Source organism: Bradyrhizobium sp. 179, assembly GCF_023073535.1.
Taxonomy (GTDB): domain Bacteria; phylum Pseudomonadota; class Alphaproteobacteria; order Rhizobiales; family Xanthobacteraceae; genus Bradyrhizobium.
In genome coordinates, this window is the sequence record NZ_JADPJR010000033.1 from 46,350 (window position 1) to 66,618 (window position 20,269).

Genomic DNA, 20,269 nt, shown 5'->3' on the forward strand with positions numbered 1-20,269 from the left:
AAAAAAGCGCCAGTCACGCGTCAAGCACCACCCTGTCCAGCGGCAACAGAAGGTTTTCGATCTCCAAGATCGGTGCACCGACCGCCGGTCCGGTCGCGCTGAACACGGTCACCCGGAACCGAAGCTGGCCTTTGTAGCGGCGCACCACCGATTTGGGTCGACCGCGCTTGTTGACCATCGGGACCTGGTTGGCGCGCAGCCAATCCATCACCAGCGTGGCGGTTGATTTCGCTAGTCGGCCGATATCGTCCTGCAACGTCCGCGGCATCGCATTGATCACCGCGCCGACCAGCTTCCCAACCGGGGTTCCGGGAGGTTGCGCCCCGCGAACGTCGACGAAGGCCGGATAATTCGGATCATCGAGCGATTTGCTTTGATACAGGGTTTCGACGTCGGCGAGCAGCGTTGCGAAGCGTGAGGGCTTTCCGTTGAACAGGGCGGCAAAGGCTAGGATCAGCCAGTCCTCCGCCGACTTCGACGCCGAGGTCCCGGCCGTGATGTCGAACTCCTCGACCCCGCGATAAACGTGCGGCACCAACGCCGCCCCGGCGCGGATGCCGTCCACCGTGTAAATGAACACGGGGTTGAACCCGACGTTGCTTTGCACCTTCAACCCGGACCACGCGCTCGTACCCTCCATGACGTTGATGCCGCTGACGCTGAGGCCGTCACGATCCAAGTTCCCGAAGGTCGGCGACGGCCGCTGGGCTTTGACCTTTCGCGTGTCCGGATCGTTGGCGTCCCAATTTGGCGTAATTTTTAGCTTCTTCTGGATCAGCTGGACCTCGAAGGTGTCCTTCCAGCTTCTGATTGCCGGCTGCGCTAGGATCGATAGCTCGCCGCGCAGTTTCCCTCCCAGGGTCGCTGCCGCGCCGGCAAAGGCGATGAACGCCTTGGCAAAGGTCCCGTCGGCCAACCCGTTGGATTCTCCGGCGGCGAGTTTTTCGAGCGCGAGCCAAAGCTTGCCGTCGGTCTCGGCCACGAAATGGGCGACCGCGTTCGCAACATCGACAGGGGCCACCGCGTTGGCTGGATTCTGCGGCACGGAGTTGTATTGGACCGTGACGAATAGTTCGTCGCCGGACTTCCGCAGCCATCCCCAGTCCACCGCGAACGCCCATTGCCGCGCTACATCGATCCGCTGCCGGAACGTGCCCGACGACGGAACCGTGGCGAACTCGACCGTTTGCTCTATGATCGTCGGCTGCTGCGGCAGCTTGCGCACGATGATCGGCACACTCGCATCTTTCGCTGTAGGCGGCTGATCGATCAGGGCCAGCCACTGGGTCTGGCGCTCGTTGAGCGCGGCCTTGTCGGAGAGCGGGTATCGCAGGCGTTGAACATGCGTTGTGGCGTAAGTGAGTTTTGCGTCGAGGACGTCGCCGCCGGACTGCGTCGACTTGCGACGCAGCTGAGCCGACTTGCTCTGCGGATTTATGTCTACGAAGAAGGAGAACGCATTCGTCGCTCCGATCGGCACCGGCGCCTCGTCGATCGCATAGTCGGGCGGCTGCGTGGCTCCTGCGCGGAGCCGGGGCGCAGCATCGGCCTTCTTCACGCTGACCCGCAGGTGGGGCGCGCGCTGATCGTTGGCGTCTCTAGCCTTGATCGACGCAGACCAGGTAACCGGACAACAAACCGTGGCATCGATGTCGAAATAGGAGCGCAGCTTGCGCTTGAGCCGTTCCTTGAAATCGCGTGTGAGGTCGGCGCTCAGGTTAGTGAAACGCTTTTCGTTTTCATACGCGGCGGCGACGCGGGTGGAAAAATTCTCGGCGATCGATGCCTTGGCGTCGAGAATGTTGTCGAGTGCCTGGCGCACTTGAATCTGCAAGTTTGAATCGAGTTTGGCGGCGAGTAGCCGCCCGACGATTCGGGGCGACACGGCGAGATCGATACGGGTCGCCATGGTCCTGCCTATCAGATCCACGTCAGCGTCGCGCAGGTTCCATTTCGTTTTGTCGGTGACCTGGAAATTGTCGTCGTAGACTGGGATGTCCATGAAGGAGAAGCTCACCGGCGCGTTGGCCAGCGGCAACGGGGCCGCATAGACCGGATTGCCGTAGTCGATAGTGGGCTGCGTCAGGACCGCGCGCACCAGCCACATCACCTCGCGACGCCCGCCCGGCTGGGCTGCGCGACCGATCGCAGAGAGATACGTCCCGTTAGCCCAAAGCTTCACAAGACGATCGGCAAAATCTTTGCGTGGGTCGCCGGCCGTGCGCCGGCGGCTCCTGCCGCGAGGCTGTTTTTGCGACGAGGTCGGCAACGTGTAGATGGGGGCAATTTCGGTTGTGGTCCTCGCAAGCTCGGGGTGCGTGTCCGCTTGCGCGACGAGCCCGCGGTCGCGCGTCATGACCAGGGCGACAGACAGCGGCACGAAGTCGGTGGCCGAAGGCAGCTGGTTAGCCTGCAACGGAATGGTCAGCGTATTCGTCGGCACCTCCCGTTTTTTGCGGGCCTGTTTTTTGCTTGGATCCGGATTTATGGCTTGGGCCAAGCTGTCGCGGACGCTGATCAGGAAGTCGCGCAGTGCCGTTATGGTGCCCGAGTCGGTGATTTCGAGAGATCCGGGATCTGGCAGATCGCGCGTGGATCGGTTGTCTTCCGGCTGTATCAGCGTCGTTTCCAGCAGCAGCTTCGTGTAGGGCCGTATGGCGGTCGCAGTCTTGAGCTTGCTCGGAATGAACAGCTGGATCAGGCTGGTCTTGACGTCGCGCAGGATGGACTGCAGTCCCTCCGTCGAGGGTTTGTCGGGCGTCTTGAAAGCCAAGGTGATGCGGACCGCGCGGCGATCCGGGTCGATGTCGAAATACGACGAGATGCCCGAGATGTTCCAGAACGGTAGCAACGGATCGGTGAACTGGACTTTGTCGATTGGGTAGGTGCCGGCTATTCCCAGGCGATTGCCGTAGACGTCGCGCAATGAATAATTGATGGCGCAGGCTTGGCCGACGGCGCCGTATGGATCGGTCGGATCGCCTTTTCGGGGGTCCAGGAATTTCGCCAGCGGGATCGGAAGCGCATAGACAAGCTTCTTGTTCTCCTGACAATCCGCGCTGTTCGAGGGGCCGACCGGCAGGAGCTTGCGGCTCTTCGTGGGATCGAAGACAGCGCCGCTGATGGAAAAATCCAGCATGGTATAGCGGGTGAGCAGATCGGCTTTGACAATGCCGCGCCCGCGGTCCGTCAGGAACAGCGCTCTGAGCGTTTTGTCGTCAGGATAACCTTCGTCTGCGAGGATTTGTGGCTTCAGGTCTTCGAAGCTGCAGGGGGGAATCGCTTTGCCGTTCTTCAGGGTCCATGTGTACATGAACCGCGGATCGTCCAGCTTGACGCAAAGCCGGAGCAGGCCCGGCAAGGTCGCTGAGCGCGGGACCGTTCCGGCCATGATGACGAGTACGCTCTTGCCGGCATCGAGCGATTCCATCGCAGTGACCTGCTCGCGGCCGTTTTCCGCCACCGAAAGATCGACGAGCAGGGCATTCCGGACCCGCGGAATCTCGGGCGCGTCCTGCGGGGCCTGGGGCCCGCGACGAATCACCATCAGCGCGGTTGGGATCTTCTGCGCGCCTTCGGGCTTTCCCGAATCGCGCGCCCCGGATTGAGTGAAAATCGCCTCGAGATTTTTGTCGTCGGAAAGAAGATAGAAGCCACCGCTGTTCACCACCGAAGAAAAGCGCACCAGATCGACGAAGGTGGCAATTTCGGTGATCAGCGCAGAATTCTGCGGAGGGGCGGCCGTCGCGAGGACCGCCGCGGCTTGGTCCGCGCCGTCGAGCCGGGGCTCGACCGACAGGTTGCTGCGCATCACCATGGGGATGCCAGCGACGAGCGCGTAGCTCGTCTGGTCGCCGTTCGCGGTCACGGCATAGAGCTCGACGACCAGATTGTTGGCGTCCGCGCCCCAAGTGTCCGGCTTGACCAGCAGGTCGAGCAGCCGCCGGTCGTCCTCCACGGCTCCCAGGATCTCATAGACGTATTGGATCGGTGTGGGCGCAGTCGACCCGTCTTTGTTCGGCGCGTTGACGCGATCCCAGACCTGCTTCAGGCGAATCGGGATCGCGAGCGCGTGGTGGGCGGTGACGGTGGTCCGTTTCGCGCTGTCCCCGTCGCGAACCTCGACCTTCAACGGAGTGTCGCGATAGCTTCCGTCAATCAGATCCGCCGGCAGCGTCAGGCATGAAGTCGTCTTCCTGAGCGCGAGCTGCGCGAGCGGCGCATATTCGTTGGAGCGTTCCGTCCACCCGGGCAGGGTGGTGGTCTGGAAGGTCAGCGTGTCCGAGGTAATCAGGCCGAACGCGTCCTTCAACGCGTTCACGGCATCGGGATTGACGTTTGCCGACAAGCCGTTGGCAACGGAGAACCACGGCGTGTTGGTGCGTTGCGTCAACGAGATAGACTGCGTGGCCCCGAGGTCGTTTTGCAACGAAGCCGCACTGAAGACCGGAGCGCCGGCATCCTTATCGCGTCTGATCATCGCGTAGTCGGGCGTCTCGATCGCAGCATCTCGCCGTTTCCCACTCTGGGCATTGCCGTCCGGCAAGGGCACGCGCAACCCATGTAGGAAGAAGCGTGTCACGAATGCCGCCACGGTGGCGGCTGGGCGGAGCTTTTGCGAGGAATCGCTCGGCTGCGTCATGTCGAGGAGATTGCCCAGCACAGCGCTGAGCGCGGCCTCTTGCGCGCCGTTCGCTGCGACCAGCCAAGCGGCATCCAGGGCGTCGACTCCGCCGCGCAGCAGCAACTCGATGTGTTCCTCGAACAGCACCGAGGCAAAGGGCCGGCCCTGGTCGGCGCGTGTGCGCGCTGATTTCGGCTGCTGGCGGTCTTCCGCCTGGATCGCCAATTCGGCGAAGAAATTGCGCAGCGTGTCCTGATAGCTCGCGGTAATCGATTTGTCGTCCCACAAGTTTACGGTTTTCGTCTGCCCATTGCCGTCATTCGTGGTCCAGGCGATATCAGAGGGAAACGGGAATAGGGCTCCTGTCTTTCCTGTCAGAGCGCATTTCGGGTCGTTGATGGTAACGACGAAATTGTCGGCAAAGAATTGCGTCACGGCGTCGTACGCGGGGCCGCGGACCGTGTCCGGATTCGTGTTGTTTCTTTCGTCGCCGCCGCGCATGCGGCGCGCGACTTCCGCGACGTCTTCTCGTGTCACCTTCCACTGAAGCGGAGGGCCGGCCTTGGTGTCTTTCCACACCGACCAGACCGCCCAGGCGGTCAGCGCCACGATCACGTTCTCCATGTCGGACACGTTGCCGGCGACCTGCGGGTCGGCCGGTCGTGTTTGGCCCCACAGCAGCGCGACGAAGGCCGGGCCGCGGGTCACGATCTTACCTTGTGCGAAGCCGTCATCGGCAAAGGTGATGTCGGGATTGAAGACGAGGGGGAGAGGGTACTTGGCCCCGGTTGTCTTCCAGTAGTCCGGAATAAAATTTGGCGCCCAGACGATCGGAGAAAAATTGGCGTCCCTCAGATTGGCTGGGCGCGCCCGGACCCGTTCTGCCGCCGCGGCGATGAAACGGCTTGCGGCGGGCGCTCCGTAGATCTGATCGAAAAGCGGGTTCGTGGTGCCGAGGGTCCACGTGTAGCTGATCGAAGTCGAGAACGAGAGGTGAATCGATATCTCGATCGTGCCGAAGAAGGTTTCGATACGAGCAATTACCCATTCCAGGCCGACGCTGACTATTGCGTTGAAGCTGAGGTCCGTGCCGTGTTGGTTTCGGAACAGAATGATGACCTCGACGATGACATCGACCCAGGCGCGGGCACGGGTGACCTTGAAATCGACTCGCCCCTCGATGTGGCCGTGAATTCCGAGCGTACCGCGTACCGCCGTGAAGCGAGGGGCGGGCTCATACCCATCCGCGGGATTGACATTGGGGATCAACTGCCGCCGTAGGCCCTGCGAGCCCTCGAGAAAACCGTAGATCTCGATCTTGGCCTCGGCGGTGAACGGGCCCTTGTCGATCGACTTTCCGATCCCGAACGAGCCGGCAAAGCCGACCTCGGTGACCGGATTGTATTCGAATATCCGCTGCGGTGCTCCGGCCGCGGCGAGCTTGCGTTTACGTCTCCGCGCAGCGCTGGCCACCGGCAAGGGATTGATGGTCGGCACCAGGCGCGCGCCCGCCCCAGAGACCCGCGCGAAATAGAATCCGGCCGAGCCGGTGAACGGAAAGACCTCCGCCACGAAGGCGCGCGTGAAATTATGATTGTAGGGATAGCCGAGGTCGACCCGGAAGCCGCCGTCCGTGTAGATGTCGACGCCAATGGCGGGCAGGCTGATCGTGACAGGCCCTACGTCGAAGCGGCGCCAGGTCTCCGGCGGGACGAACTCGATGGAATAAACGCCGAGATCCTCGCTCAGCTTGCGATAAAGCGCCTCGATGTCGATTTCGCCGAAATTTAGCCGCAGCCCATAGAGATTGGGGTCTCGCAATGCGAATTGCAACACAAGCAGGCCGAACAGCTTGGAATCGATGACGGTCGTCCACTTGCTGCCCGGGTTGTACCGGACAAGTTTCTTATTTTTGATCGCGTCGATAATTCCGTTTTTGTCCTTAGCGATGAGCTTGCCGGCGCCGTCGGTGACTTGCTGGACGAGATCCTTGATCCTTGGCGAAGCGCTAAGCTGCGGGAACGGATCGACGTGTTGGCCTCCCGCCAGAAGCGTCAATTTGACGATCGTGTCCGTCGTGCTGTCATCACTATGCATGACTAGGAACCAGCCGACATTGCTCCGGTCGTCAGGATTGGCAAAAATGAAAATGTCAAACGTAGCGTCTGGAACCGATTTGTCGAAGATGATCATCTTCGCGCCGACGGCATAAATGACATAAATGGGTTTATTGGTGTCGCCGACGTTGTCGAGGCCGTAGGAATCCGCCTTGAAGCGGAGGACATTGCCGATGCCGATGTCCAGGCCGGTCCCGTTGTAGCCGTCGAACTTGAAGCCAAGGGTGAACAGCGACTTGCCGTTGAATTCCCTCCACCCGATCAAAAAGTGGAGCTGAAACGCCTTGAGGTTCGCCCCAAGGTCGCCCAGCGAGCCAAGATCGAGGTCGAAGTTCAAGCCGTATTTGAAAAAATCGAGGTCGTTCGAAGTGCCTTTCAGCGGAATGAAAGGAAAGTACCCCAGCTTCGCAAGACTGACGCCGTCATCACCCCACCATTCGAAGCTACGAAGCTTGAACGGGAGAAGGCCGAGCAATCCGTAATCCGGCGCCTGGATTTTGGATAAATCGATCGATAGTCCGCCTGGGCGAAAGTGGAAGCCGAGATGCAGCGGCTTCCAGTCCGGTTTATTGAGCTCAACATCAAATTCAAACTCGATCCCCATGTCGAGGAAGGAGCAGGTGATGTTTGGCGCCGCAAGCGTGATGTCCGCGCTGGGAAATTTGTCGCCGAATGTCAGTGAGCCATCAATCCCGATACGCGCCACGACGTGCCGAGTCTTGTTGTCCGGATTAGGCTGCGAAGATTTGGTCGAAAGCGTGATCCGATCGCACTGGATCGTCTTGATGAACTGGCCGGTGATGTTGAATAGATAGGTGTCCGCAGACACGAATTTGTAGATGTCGAGACTGTTGCCAGCGGAATCGAGGCGGGTCTCGTAGGAGCCCAGGATCGTGATGACGTTCTTGTCGGCGGCAGCGGCGCGGGCCTTCTTGCTCTTCCAGCGCCGGCTTGGGCTGTCGTTCGCGTCGGCCTCGAAGAACTTGTTGGTCAGGAAGAGGATTTTCGCGAAGAAGGCACTGATCTTGCTGTTGGCGAAGCCGACCACGAGGCGTGCGACCACCAACCCGTAGCCGTTTGACACATCGGTCGGCTTGTCAAGAGAACCGTAGTCGATGACGCCAAACAGCGGGCTGGTCGCGATCTCGACCGAGCCGCTCCCTCCGGATTTGAGGCGGTTGAGCGCGAGGCCGATGTGGTGGGCGCGGAACTTCCCTGCATCGATCCCGCCTAGGATCGCCTGAATCTGGTCCGGCAGATTCGCCGGGTCAATGCCGCAGCTGAGGACGAGGACCCCCATCCAGTTGGGGTCCTTCTGCACCGCGTCGAGCGTCGCGTAGGCGGCCCTCAGGGCCGGGCTGGTCGGATCGGAGGTCGCTCCCTCGTCGTGCTGGAGGAGCTTGCGCACCTCGCGAGCGCCGAAAGTATTCGGATCCGTTGGACACACCACCCCGCGGCCCGCCCAGGCGCCGTCCTTGCTCACCAGGTCGTCGAGTGTTCCGCGCGCGCCCTTTATGATCAGGACCGGGTTCTTCGGATCCCACGCCACCGGTTGGTGTGGGTCCACGTCAACCTTGAAGCGCCACCCTGCGATGTCGACGCCGGCCGAAATGGTCCCGTCGCCCGACGCAAGGCCGGCGATCACCATGAATAATTCGTCGCGCTCAAGGATGTTCACCAAGTCAGGGCTCGGCGTGGCGATCGCGACCTCGGGCGTCGTAGCGTCGGCTGTTTTCGCCAAAAGCACTCGGCTGAAGCCGTTGGCGGTTCGGCCAACCACGAATCCAAGCGGCGTGAACTGAACGGCATCGGTCAGTTCCGCCTTGCTAGCGACCGGCGCGACCAATCCCCGTCGATAGGGAACGACGGTTCGCTTTTCGAAATGCTTGATGAACGCTGTGGTCGGGTGCGGCGGCAGGCCGTGATAGGGAACGATCGGCAGCGCGCCCTTCAACGGCACCGAAGTGTTGGCAACTTGCAGCGTAATCGGCCGATAGTGGCCCTTGAGTGCAACCGGGTCGGAGTCATCCGGCTGGTAGAGGGCGAGGTCGGCGCTCTCCGACACGAGGGTCGTGGTTTCCACGAGGTCGGGGCGCGGCCCGATCACGGACACCCACGATGTGGTCTGGCCAAGCGCGTCTGCGTAGAGCTTGGCGGGTCGCAGTGGTCCGGCGGATTCACTTTCCTCCAGCGCCCAATTGGGATCGTAGGCCGGACCGTCCGGGAGGAACTTGATCTGATCATCCTTATCGAGCCTGATGAATTCGCGATCCGACATGCCGGTGAGCAAGCCAAAGTTGTCGCGCTGCGCTAATGGCACGCGGCCGTTAGCGTCGTCTAGGTTCGCTTCCTGGAGATCGAACACGCCGTCCGGTGCGAGATTTGCGCTTAGGCTGTCCAAGGAGCCGCCGAATTCGGGCAGTCCGTCGGCTTTTGCCAATGTTGTGTGCTTGATGAAGACGAAGCGCGGCGCGGGCCCCTTCTCGGGCGGCACCAGCAGCAGATCGACCCCATGGGTGGTCGGGACGGTCGTCTTGAGGACCTGGAGCAGGGCCCGCCTGGGACGGCTCAGCTTAACGCTGCGCGGGATTGCAAAGCGCGTCCGGTCCCGCTGGCGATGGTTGAATGGGTCGACGACTGCGTCCAAAATCAGCTTGGCATCCGGTGAACCGCTCGGATCCCATGGCCTTAGAATCGTGAAGTCTTGCAGACGCGCGATTAGATTTTTCTGATCGGCAAACCAGGAGTAGCGCAGCCCGAACCCCAGCGCCTCCAACTGCGCGGCGGTTAGTGAGAGACGAAACCTGAACGTTGCCGCCAGCTCCGTCTGACCCGCTCGCTCCGAATAGTCCAAGCCTAGCGACAGCGTATCGTCAATTGGCCTTTTCTTGTCGATCCCTACGTTATTGTCGACTCGCTCAAACAATACCTTCTTCGTACTGTTGAAGAACTCGACTCGAGCCGGCGAGTCGGTAATCAGCTTCACGCTTGAGCGGGGCGGTATGCTTAGGTTGTAGCCCGTCCGCTCCGCGTTCGGCGCAATTGGTGGCGCCATGACAACGTGGGAGTATCCCCCAGTGGTTCCAAGGGAGACAGCAACTTCATCAGTGATGATCGAGTGGTCGGGAAGGACGCGGAAAAACAGCAGTCCCGGAAACTTCTGATAATCGTAAATATATTTGAGCAGCACCGACATATCGTCCGGCGGGAATGCCTCGGGCTCGCCACCCCAGAGACACAGGGTTCCCGTGCTCAGATCTTTTGTAGTAATAACGATCTCGTTCTGGTTGTACCCGAACGGGGCCGCGAATCCCCACCGATGCAAGCTTATTCCATCGGGCAGCGATGGCAGGTATAACCCGGATTGGTCACGCCGTAGACGAATTCCGGCCATTGCTTGCTCCCCCAACTCGTCGATGACTAAAGAATTAATGCAAAGTCAGTAACGTCGCCCCGACTGTGCGATTCTCGATGCAGGAGTCAGCGTAAGGTTTGAAGGAAAAGTTCACCGCTTTCTGATTTCAAAGCGACGCGCTGAATGCTGGCAACGTTGAACGTCACGCGCTGGCTCCCCGGCGAGCTAGGAACGTTTCGGGGATGGCTTTGCCAACCATTAGCATCGAGGGACAGGGCGGTGATGATCGCTGGCGTGCCGTTGATAACCTCCAGCTCGATTGCATTTGTCGCGCTGACCAATTGCAGGATGGATTCATGAGCACAGTGGATTCCGCGGTGATCCACGTGCGCTGATGACTGTCCATAAGCGCTGAAAATAAACTCCGCCTCAACAAGCGGAAGCGGGTCACCATTGTGAGCCTGAACCCGGAAATCGAAAGGCGACATAAAGATCCTCCTCAAGACTAAGCTTTTCGAAAAGGATGAATTACAATCGGCAGTAAGAGTGATTCCGTGCTCGCATCGCAGCGCCCATTTTTCAGATACTAGCACAGACGCGCATTAAATCGGAAGTAGCTATCTTTTAATGCTCCATTTTTACGAGCGATGGTCTGTGCCGGGTAAGGAGGAGAAGTCGAATGAAGTGGATCGCTCGTTTACTGAGCAATTGGAAATTTATGGCCTGACCTGAGCCCGGCGATCTCCTCAAAAGTGGGTAGACACCATCACCTCGGGGGCGATGGGGCCATGCACCTCGGAGAGCACGGAAAGAGACTACCGGCCCCGCAGCTGCTTAGTGTTTTATTCGCAGACACCCACCGCATAGATCTTGTTCTCAAGCCGACGTCGGTGGGTCCGCGCCTCAAGACTTGTTTTGCAACGTATGCCCTAAGAGCTTCCTTGTTGGGGTTGCCTCGGTTTGATTGGTTGGACGACGGAAAGGTATTTGCGCCGAGCCCGAACGCATTCATGCACGGGGCGAGCGGGACACCAACAAATCAAGGAGGTTTCGGCCTCCCGCGGCAATCCTCGCTCTCGCGAACATTCAAACGAGATAGACGACAGGCATTCGCCTACGCCTCGTCAGGGTATGGTTTTGGCAATAGGTGGGTCAGAAGCCGAGCTCACTCCGCCGTCTATTTTACGGTGGTGAACATTTGATCGTATTCCCGTTCTCTCGGCTCTTGCACCGAGCTGGAATGTGAATGACATCGTTATATACCAGGACCCGTTCTCCCTCTCTCAAATCAAAGGCGTATGTACTCAACAGTCCAGACTGTGTCTCGCAGGCCACCTCGAGCCTGTTTTCGTTGCCGACGACATATTCGATGATGGCCGAATTCGGCGAGATCGGTGTGGCAACCGCAGTTTGAGAGAATGCAAATTCGAGAAATTTGATACCTTGAGATGCCATTTGAACCTCTTCCGCTGTTCAAAATTTGTTCTCGTATCGGTCGACCTTCTTCGTAAAGAGATCGGCCTGGGCGTGTATGCAGCGATAATCAACGACGATTTGGTTCTCTCGCTTAACAGCCGATGACTACATCGGTTCTGACTGCCGACTTTGATGCCATCTTTGCGGAGTGATTGCTCAACTTATCATTTCTCAAATCAACCCACAATTGTGGTTATGGAGGCTAAGATCCCTTCTGGGCTGCTCGCAAAAATGAAAATAGGGGATGAGCTTGCTGCTGCAGTTTGGCGCGCGGAGCCGGTCGTGTGGCGATGTGATTGCCGGCCAATGAATGCCGAGAAGTATATGCTCGAACCGTCTAGACCGTCGACATCTCGCTCCTAATGTTGCAGAGCAGCAATGGAAAGATCTGCGATGCGTGGATTAGCGTTCGAAGAAGCGCTCTGACTCAGAGCCGAGGCGAGCTGAGCTGGCCGGCGAACGCTGGATCGGATGAGCGTCAGCATGCCGACGCCTCTAAAGTGACGCTAGCCTAGTCGGGGAGTCGCCGCCAAACATGGCGTCGGCTTTTCCGCCGACGGTGGATGCTTCATAAGAACACGAGTTCAAAAGTTTTCAGTAGTCTTTGCCCGTTCAGCAAGTGGAATTGCCTGCTGGCCAGAGCAGACATACCAACGGCCCAGCGCTGCTTTAGAAGGTTTGCGCGAAGATGTGGTCGCCATCGTCCTCCCCCAAAATTGCATCGAGTTACAACTGAATTTTAGCGCGACCGTCGACCGGAAAGATTCTGGCCTGGGCGAGATGCTCGTTGGATAACGAAAATCTATTGAGGTGTCGCCAGCCAGCGTCGTGCGATTGCTTCGTACTGCTCTACCTGACGCGCGTTCGGTCGGTGAATGGGCCGCCTGATAGCGGGCAACCGCGATGAGGATGCGCCGGCCCGCGTCCGTGCAGTCGCACGCGCCAATTGCCGGGCTCCCGCCTCCAGCATGTGATATGCATGGAAGCCTGCATCTTCGCGGAGCAACGCATGCGCTAGCGTGACGATAAGCGGCTGCGGCGCATGACCGAGCGTGAGGTGCCGTGCCACCAGGCTTGCCGCGAGATCGACCTGTCGCTGCCGGTCGAACGCGTCGAATAATGCGGCGCCGATCGTCTCTGGATCCGCTGGCAGATCATCCAGCTGCTCGCCGCTGCCGCCCGGGATGCGCGCCGGCGGCACATTGAAATAGCGATCGCGCCGTGCAATACGCCGCGGACGGCCGTGATGTGAGCGTCGATGCTGGCAGTCAGGCAGTCCCGATCCGCGTCAGCATCTGGTGGACTGCGTTGGCGTAGGAAGACGTGGTGCGCCGTCTCCCAGTCGGCGTGCTCGTTGGCATTGCCGAAGCGCGCCACCCTGAGCGCGGCCGCGTACGCGAGGGATTGGCCAAGGTCAGCAGGAGCGGCACCGGCGCGGATCGTCACCGAGCAGCTCTTGAGCAAGTGCGGCGTGGCCCGACCAATCGCGCGAACCGCGTCCGGCAGCGAACAGTCCGCGAGTTCGCCGGTTGATTTCTCACACAACGCAACAAGGTCAACGGGCTGGCGCCAGGCAGTCGATTCCTCGGCGCTGCGGGCTGCGACCATTTGACCGACGACCGTCGGCAGCAGAGCCGCCGCGTGTTGCCAGCCGATCAGGTCGAGGCACTCGAATGCCTTGTTGATGAGGTCGAGCGAGTGCCCGGTGTTGGCAAACGCCCGCTCGGTCGCGGCGGCGACCGCGGACACGCACGCCCCGCTGCGCGACGGCGGGGACGACGTGACCGGCGAACTTGCCGGATGCGCCGACCACGAGAATGACACGGTTGGTGTTCATGCCGCCCTCCATGTTGCACTGGCAGCGGAGCCTCTTCAATCGCGTTTCCATTGCTCTGAAGATAACAGGGCCTGAATCACGCGCAGCGCGAAAGAAAGAGGAAGAATTGTAACAGCTGCCGACGGCCCTCAGATGTGGAGGACCCGGGCCACAAACGAGATATGAGACCCCGCGTGTGGAGGTTGCGGCTCGTGTTTGACCAGCCAATACACAAGCAAAACGAACGCAATCAGCAACACGTTGACGGCATAGATAAAGCTGGACACGACTTTGCTGCCGGTCCACGGAAGCGGAATATTGAAAAAGAACATCTTAAGCGGGGGGCAGGTGTCGTCGATTTCGCCGAATGTGTTTCCCGACAGATAGCTCAGAATGAGCAGCGCCAGCGCCATGAGTATGAGAATGTAACCCATGATCAACCACGGGCTTGGAACCTCGTAGAGCGCTCCAAAGCCGCTTGTGACAGCCGCGACTAGCGTCGGCGCCAAGCCGCTTACCTCTACAGCGCCGTTGGCCATTTTGGTCGCGTAGGTGAGGAGATCATTGTGCTGGGTTGGATTCCCGGTGCTGTACCCCGCGAGATCCCGTTCGGCACTGCGAAAAATGCTTTTCTCGGATATCGGGTTGAGCGCCTCAACAAGGATAGCGAACGCTGGCGGAATGATCGCGAACGCAGCGGATGCTTCGTGCGACATCATCGGCTAGATCGCATTGATGGTTGTGCGAAATGGAATATTGGTGGAATTCACAGCCACGAATTTCTGATGAGGGCCATGCCGGCTCAACAGTTCGTCGAGCTGGATCGGCTCATTGTGAGAAACGGGTCCGCCATTTCTCTTCAACTCGCAGGCAAGGGTGTTAGTGCCCTTATTCGCGATCTGACTCGCGTCATCTTCCCAGCGATCCTGGCTGGATCCGGCCACAACGAATTCAAGCGACTGCAAGCCGTTGGGGAGCGAGACCTTGATCTGTACGTCCTTTGGATGGGTGCAGATATTTTTCACAAGGACGACGTTTCGGGTACCAGTCGTCTGCGAACTTACATCAGTGAGCGTATTTGCATTTTGATCCCAGACGTCCAACGCCACGGTAAACATACCGGCTACTCTGACCGACTTCACGCCCTGCCTCCCTAAATGCTTTTTCAAAGACTTTTGCTTTTACGTTCGGCTTAATCGCTGGCCGCAAGGTTTTTCAGCTCTCGTTTCTGCACGGCCGAAGCAATGTCGTTAAGAAGTTGAAGAACGATCCTTTCATTGAGTGTCTTGGTGCTGGTGATGGCGCGTTTTATAATGTTACGCGCAGCACCTTTGAATAGCTGTTGCGGCACGCTTAAGCCGATATTTTCACCGCCGTTCTCAAGTTTTCCGGATTTCTCGCCGGATACGTTTGCCCAGATCACAACCAGTCCCTGAGAGACCGTCAGCTCCGCGCGGCACGCTTCGAAATCCGGAAGCGCCTGAGCTGAAGGCTGATTTTGTGTGTATGGATCAAGATAGGCGTAGAGGCCATTTGCGACCGGACCTACGTGGCGCTCGAATTCTGTCGACGGTTGTTTCGTCTTAATACCGTAGATGTCGAGCTCGCCCCTCAGATTGGCGCCCGCGGCGAACGGTTTGAGCGCAACCTCCGCTTCCTCGACAATTGTTCGAATATTGGCGCGAGAGACCTTGCCTTGCCAATAGACCGTCAGGTCGCCCTCGTAGTTCGGCAAATACGCGCCAATTTCAGGTCGTCCTGATCTGACCCTCGCGAAGTATTGATAGCCCGGAGGCACGGAATCTCCTTCGCTCCTCTCAGCCATCTGCCCCTCGAAACCTCGACAACCTCCACAGCACCAAAATCGTTCCAAGCGCGCGCTGCTTGGGTCTATCGGTGTAACCTATGGAGAATGTTATCAAAAAATGCCATCGCGAGCACGGCCCGCGAGAGCCATGTTTCGGGTAGGATGCCACAAATCTCGCGCCTTGGTAGAGGCATTTTGAGGTGCTCCTTTGCTGTGTCGCTTGCCCGCGATTTTGGAACGAAGTGGTCGATCATCTAGCGGACCAGCCGCGCCGCCGCGCCAGAGCGATTGACGTGATTTCAGAGCTATTGCTGCCAATCCGGGAATTCCCGACCGCTCGCCCGCTCGCGCGAGTAACCGAGCGATCCGTCGCTGAAGGCTGATGGTTGGCATGCGATCAGAGCAGGGTCGACACCAGCACAGTCCAGTGGTACAAGCGTCGGACTTGACGCAGAGGTAAGTGACTGTTTTTGCTGTAGTTTGTCGGATTGATCCCCAATCCTTTCCTGGGCACCATACAATTCTGGATCGCAAACAAATACAGATAGATAAGCCCTTCCAGAGTGTTGCATTGGCCCCGACTGTGTAACAATGGGGTGTAACATTGCTGTTCAAGGTTGTTCGGCCGATGCGCCGGGACGGGTCTCAAAACAAGTGGTTCGCTTAGCGCATCCCTGCTGATGTCCACCGTAAAGTAGTCGGTGTCGAACTCGCAATCCCGCTGGGCGATAGCTTCGTTTTCGTGACGCCCAGCGAGAGCACCCAAGCCTTTCGTTTCTCCCTCCGCACTGCCGATCCCAGTGAGGCCAAGACACGTAACGCCATTGCGGCGGCCTATCTGGAGGGTGTCTGGCAAGCTCTCCGCAATGACGCCCCCGTGCATCTGAGCCACCGACAGGCGACGGCCTTGGCGGGCGAACTCTATCGCGTTTGGGCGGACAGCGAGAGCCGTGGCCGGAGTGTCGCCATGGTGCACACGCCCGGAGTTGGCTGGGCGCCAGACACCGACAGCCAGGACGAGCAGGAAGCGCAATGGGCGGCCGTCGTCGCAATGTGGGAGAAGGTCGGCAAGGATGGCGATCCCAAGCACTTGGAGAAGCCGCTTGGGGCTATCGTGGACCGCCTCTTGCTGACCAAGGGCATTCGCCGCGCGGACAGCGAATCGCGCGCCATGTTGCTTGTCGCTTTTTGGATGGCGTTGCGAGACGCCTTTATGAACCGTCAGCGCAATGCGGGAGGGGATTATGCGGCCGACCCCCAGGCAGCCCGCTTCCCGGACTGGCAGGCGCCTGAAGGTGCGCCGAAAGAGAAGCTAAAGCGCGGAGCCTCCAGGCATTCCCTCACCGGGCTGGTCGAGGATTGGTGGAAGGAAGCCAAGCGAGCCGGCCGCAAGCAGAGCACCTTTGAGAGCTATCGCAACTCGATGGCACGTCTCGTGACATTCCTGAAGCATGACACCGCGAGCCGGGTGACACCGGAGGACATCGTTCGCTTCAAGGATTATCGCGTGCAGAGCGGCGTGAGCCCGAAAACAGTGAACGATAGCGACCTTGCGGGGATAAGACGGTGTTCGGTTGGGCGGTGGTCAATCGCCGGCTGCCCAGCAATCCGGCCGAAGGGATCACCATCAAGGTCGGGAAATCGCGCAAGCTCCGGTCCAAAGGATTCTATGATTCGGAGGCCATCGCCATCCTGAAGCACGTCCGCGAGTTCGTGCCCGGCCGGGAAGCCCCGAAGCTGGCGGCGGCCAAGCGGTGGGTGCCGTGGCTGTGCGCCTTCACGGGCGGCCGCGTGGGCGAGATGATCCAGATTCGCAAGGAGGATTTGCGGCGCGAAGGCAAACTCTGGGTGCTGCACATGACGCCCGAAGCGGGGCCGGTGAAGACGGATGAAGCGCGTGATGTCGTGCTCCATCACCAAATCATCGAGGAGGGCTTCTTAACGTTCTTTGAGAGGTCGAAAGGCGGCTATCTGTTCATTGACCCCAAGGCCGGCGAGCTAGGCGTGCGCAATGCGGTGAAGACTACGCGTATAAGGTCAATGAGTTCGTGCGTGAGGTGGTGAAAGACAAGAACGTTGATCCAAGCCACGGCTGGCGCCATCGCTTTAAGACTGTCGGCATTGATCAGGGCGTTGAGATGCGCGTGCTCCCATCATTCAATAGGATAGCTTCAGCATTCAAAGACAACTATGGCGGGAAAGCAAGGCAGGTTACGTTCCGACGCGAAATTCCAAAAGCAGCTAGCCTTTGTTGCTCGCTCCTGGGCCGGAGTCGAACAGCTCATCGGCTCTCAGCCTGTCGGCTGTAGGAGGTAGACCGGACTCCCCGGCGGCCGCCTCGACCATCGCTTTCAACCCTAGCGGGCAGGTTGGCAGGTATCACAGGCTACGGGCGTCCGGCTGGGCTTCCGCATCTAATCTGCCCTGTTGGCGCCGTTTCGGATCATCGGTGCCGCGCTTTAGAAAGGCGATTACCTGAGGTGCTGGCCTGGGGGCAGTGGTGCGATGGGCTTCATTTTCATAACGTACGTCGCACTTCTGGCCGGAGTGCCCGCACTTTGCCGCCGAGCGGGTCGCGCTGGTCATCGGCGATGGCGCGCACCTGCGAGTGCCAACCGTCCCGAACCCGACACGAGATGCGACCGACATCGCTCGTGCTTTGGAACGCCTAGACTTCAAGGTCACTCAGCTGAGTAATGGGACCGCTGCCGACATGCGCAAGGCGCTAGTCGATTGGCCGTTCTGCGGAAGGCTCAGTGATGGCGGTTGATTTCTATGCCGGCCATGGAATGAAAGCCGGAGGAGAAGACTGGCTGATTCCAACGGACGGTGAGTTGAGAGCGAAGCAGTCAGTCTGAGGTCGGTCAATCTTCAAGTCAGCAAGGCCTTTGTCAAGTCGGCTCGACCATAGTTTCTAATCGAGTGGTTTGACGCCGCCGCTGATCGCTGTTCCACGGATGGCAGACACGCAGTCTTACCATCGGCGGCGTCAAAACCATCTAACGAATCGAGCCGGGCGACAAGATCACCGGCGATTGCCGCTGCAGCATCTGATTAAGCGCGGGGTCCTGTAAAACCCGCTCCCTTGGCGTGAGCGCGGGTTGAGACACGCTTCGGGGCGGCCCCCGTCGGCGAACAACCCGCGGCGCGGTTTCAGCCGCGTCGGGCGAGGAAGGAACCGCTTGAGGTTTAAAACGACCTTCGTCACTGCGCCCCACGTCAGGTGACGGCGGGGGCGGCGGCGGTGCTGTTTTGGGAAAATTCGTCACGTAGACCAGCAGTGGTTTAGGCGGAGGAGCAGGTGGCGGTGGTGGGGTAAGGGCAACGGTGAAGCGATTTGTGTAGTCGGACGATCCGCCGAGTCCTGCACCGGCCGAGACCGGATTTGTAACAGGTATCAAAGTGTAGCCAAACCGGGCGCCCGCGGTGGCAACGATCTTGAATTGCTTCGTGAAGCTGAGGCTCACTAAGGAATCTTTGTCGATCGCCTTGACGCTTCCTTCGAACCAGTATGCCAGGCCCATATGCGTTTCAGACGGATCTGGCCCTGAGCAGGTGTTGCCAAAATGCTCCACGGCTTTCTGGAACGAATTTGCGAATTTGATGGAATTGGTCCGCGTGTCCGCATCGCTGATGCTGCCGCTCGGTGTCCCGGAAACAGTGGCGAGACCCCAAGGACCGGCAACGTTGACACTGCCGTCGGCGCTGATCGACCTCACCAACGTCAGATCAACGTCCGTCGCAGCGATCCATTTCATGATGTCTCGGCTACGGACCTCAGGGTCCCTGCTCATCGCGACGGCAGCCAATTCACATTCGATCGAGTCGACGATTGCGCCTATCTCGACTTTTGCGTGGTCAGCTGACTGCGGAAATGCCGTGCAGCCAGCTAGTGCAAACACGCAGGCGCCAGCCCCAATTATTCTCATGTCGCACCCCCAAATGCCCGAAGGCGTGTAGTCAGGCGTAGGCTCGAATGCAACCTAAGGGTCACAAGTGTAAGGGAGTGTGAAAAGAACACATCTCATAATGTTGGCCCGCAGTGTGATTTTTTTGCACTTCGCTGACGCCATGGCCATTGGAGCGATCTAAGAGGGGGACATAGCACCCCGTATATTTCCTAATGACCTGATCAAACCTGTAGGCGTTGATCTCGCCAAGAACTATTTTCAGATTCACGCGCTATCTAGCGAGGCTGCGCCGGCCGTAAAGCGCAAGCTGACGCGCCGAACAATGCGCGAGTTTTTCTCGAAGATCGAGCCGTGCCGCGTTGGCATGGAGGCTTGCGGCTCAGCGCACTATTGGGCGCGCGAACTAAAGGCGATGGGACATGATGTGTCTCTGATGCCGCCCGCCTACACAAAACCATATGTCAAGCGGGGTAAGAACGATGCCGTCGATGCGGAGGCCATCTGTGAAGCGGTCTCGCGACCTGCAATGCGTTTTGTGCCGATCAAGAGCGCTGATCAGCAAGCGACACTGATGCTGCACAAGACGCGCGAGCTGCTCGTCAAACAGCGAACGATGAACGTGAACGCTTAACGCGGCCACCTAGCCGAATTCGGTCTTGTCGTCGCCAAGGGCACCGGCCGCGTCGACGAGCTTTTAGACCTCGCAGAAGCCGACACGACTCTTCCGGACGCCGCTGTCATGGCTGCAAGGGTTCTCGGTCAGCAAATTGATGCACTCGGAAGCGCGCTCGATGATTTGGAGAGGGAGATCGCCAAGGCCCACGCGCGAAGCGAGACGAGCCGTTCGCTCGGAGAAATTCCCGGCGTTGGCAAGCTTGTTGCCTCGGTAATTGCAGCCAGCCGCATCCAAATCAAAGAGTTCTAAGCTTGGTAAGTGCAAGAAAGGCATGATGAAAGACAACGGTCGCCACCGAAAACCAGGAAAACCCGACCAGTCGTGTGAGCTCTAAAGCTCGGATCCTTGATGTGACCCCTTGGTTGTCGGACTTCATCAGGGCCCGCGGAGATATGATCCGCGCTAAAGGCCGGACATACGATCGCAGCCGTCCAAGTCGTTCGAAGTGCCAATCATCTGTTAGTATTCGGCAAGACATGAGGCCGGC

General features: G+C 59.2%; 11 protein-coding genes. 4 read left to right on the forward strand and 7 right to left on the reverse strand.

All coding sequences use genetic code 11. The features are described 5' to 3' along the window. Positions 1-13: 13 nt before the first annotated feature. From IVB12_RS08015 to IVB12_RS08040, 6 genes are all read right to left on the reverse strand, one after another. Entirely contained in the window at positions 14-10,135 is a 10,122-nt protein-coding gene (locus IVB12_RS08015; RefSeq protein ID WP_247297477.1) for a hypothetical protein, read from the reverse strand. Between the two features lie 86 nt (positions 10,136-10,221). Next, a complete protein-coding gene (locus IVB12_RS08020) occupies positions 10,222-10,584 on the reverse strand; it encodes a hypothetical protein (RefSeq protein ID WP_247297478.1) in 363 nt (120 codons plus the stop codon). A 2,002-nt stretch (positions 10,585-12,586) separates the two neighbouring features. After that, positions 12,587-13,321: a hypothetical protein gene (locus IVB12_RS08025; RefSeq protein WP_247297482.1), complete on the reverse strand. Its 735-nt coding sequence runs from the start codon at positions 13,319-13,321 to the stop codon at positions 12,587-12,589. A 216-nt stretch (positions 13,322-13,537) separates the two neighbouring features. Beyond that, the gene (locus IVB12_RS08030; RefSeq protein WP_247297485.1) at positions 13,538-14,107 is read right to left on the reverse strand and encodes a hypothetical protein; all 570 of its coding nucleotides are present in this window, start codon (positions 14,105-14,107) and stop codon (positions 13,538-13,540) included. A 3-nt stretch (positions 14,108-14,110) separates the two neighbouring features. Continuing rightward, positions 14,111-14,530, reverse strand: coding sequence for a hypothetical protein (locus IVB12_RS08035; protein WP_247297487.1), 420 nt, complete (start codon positions 14,528-14,530; stop codon positions 14,111-14,113). Between the two features lie 50 nt (positions 14,531-14,580). After that, entirely contained in the window at positions 14,581-15,213 is a 633-nt protein-coding gene (locus tag IVB12_RS08040) for a hypothetical protein (protein WP_247297488.1), read from the reverse strand. Positions 15,214-16,102: 889 nt separating this feature from the next. Here IVB12_RS08040 and IVB12_RS08045 point away from each other — a divergent pair. Continuing rightward, positions 16,103-16,891, forward strand: a complete 789-nt coding sequence (locus tag IVB12_RS08045) for a hypothetical protein (RefSeq protein WP_247297490.1) — start codon at positions 16,103-16,105, stop codon at positions 16,889-16,891. Between the two features lie 17 nt (positions 16,892-16,908). Continuing rightward, complete coding sequence (locus IVB12_RS08050; RefSeq protein ID WP_247297492.1) at positions 16,909-17,259, forward strand: hypothetical protein; 351 nt, start codon at positions 16,909-16,911, stop codon at positions 17,257-17,259. 935 nt (positions 17,260-18,194) lie between these two features. Here IVB12_RS08050 and IVB12_RS08055 read toward each other — a convergent pair. Beyond that, complete coding sequence (locus IVB12_RS08055) at positions 18,195-18,953, reverse strand: hypothetical protein (RefSeq protein ID WP_247297495.1); 759 nt, start codon at positions 18,951-18,953, stop codon at positions 18,195-18,197. Between the two features lie 373 nt (positions 18,954-19,326). Here IVB12_RS08055 and IVB12_RS08060 point away from each other — a divergent pair, with 373 nt between their 5' ends. Continuing rightward, positions 19,327-19,737: an IS110 family transposase gene (locus tag IVB12_RS08060; RefSeq protein WP_346658490.1), complete on the forward strand. Its 411-nt coding sequence runs from the start codon at positions 19,327-19,329 to the stop codon at positions 19,735-19,737. Between the two features lie 108 nt (positions 19,738-19,845). Next, on the forward strand, positions 19,846-20,031 hold the full coding sequence (locus tag IVB12_RS08065) for a hypothetical protein (RefSeq protein ID WP_247297498.1): 186 nt from the start codon (positions 19,846-19,848) through the stop codon (positions 20,029-20,031). Positions 20,032-20,269 lie beyond the last annotated feature (238 nt).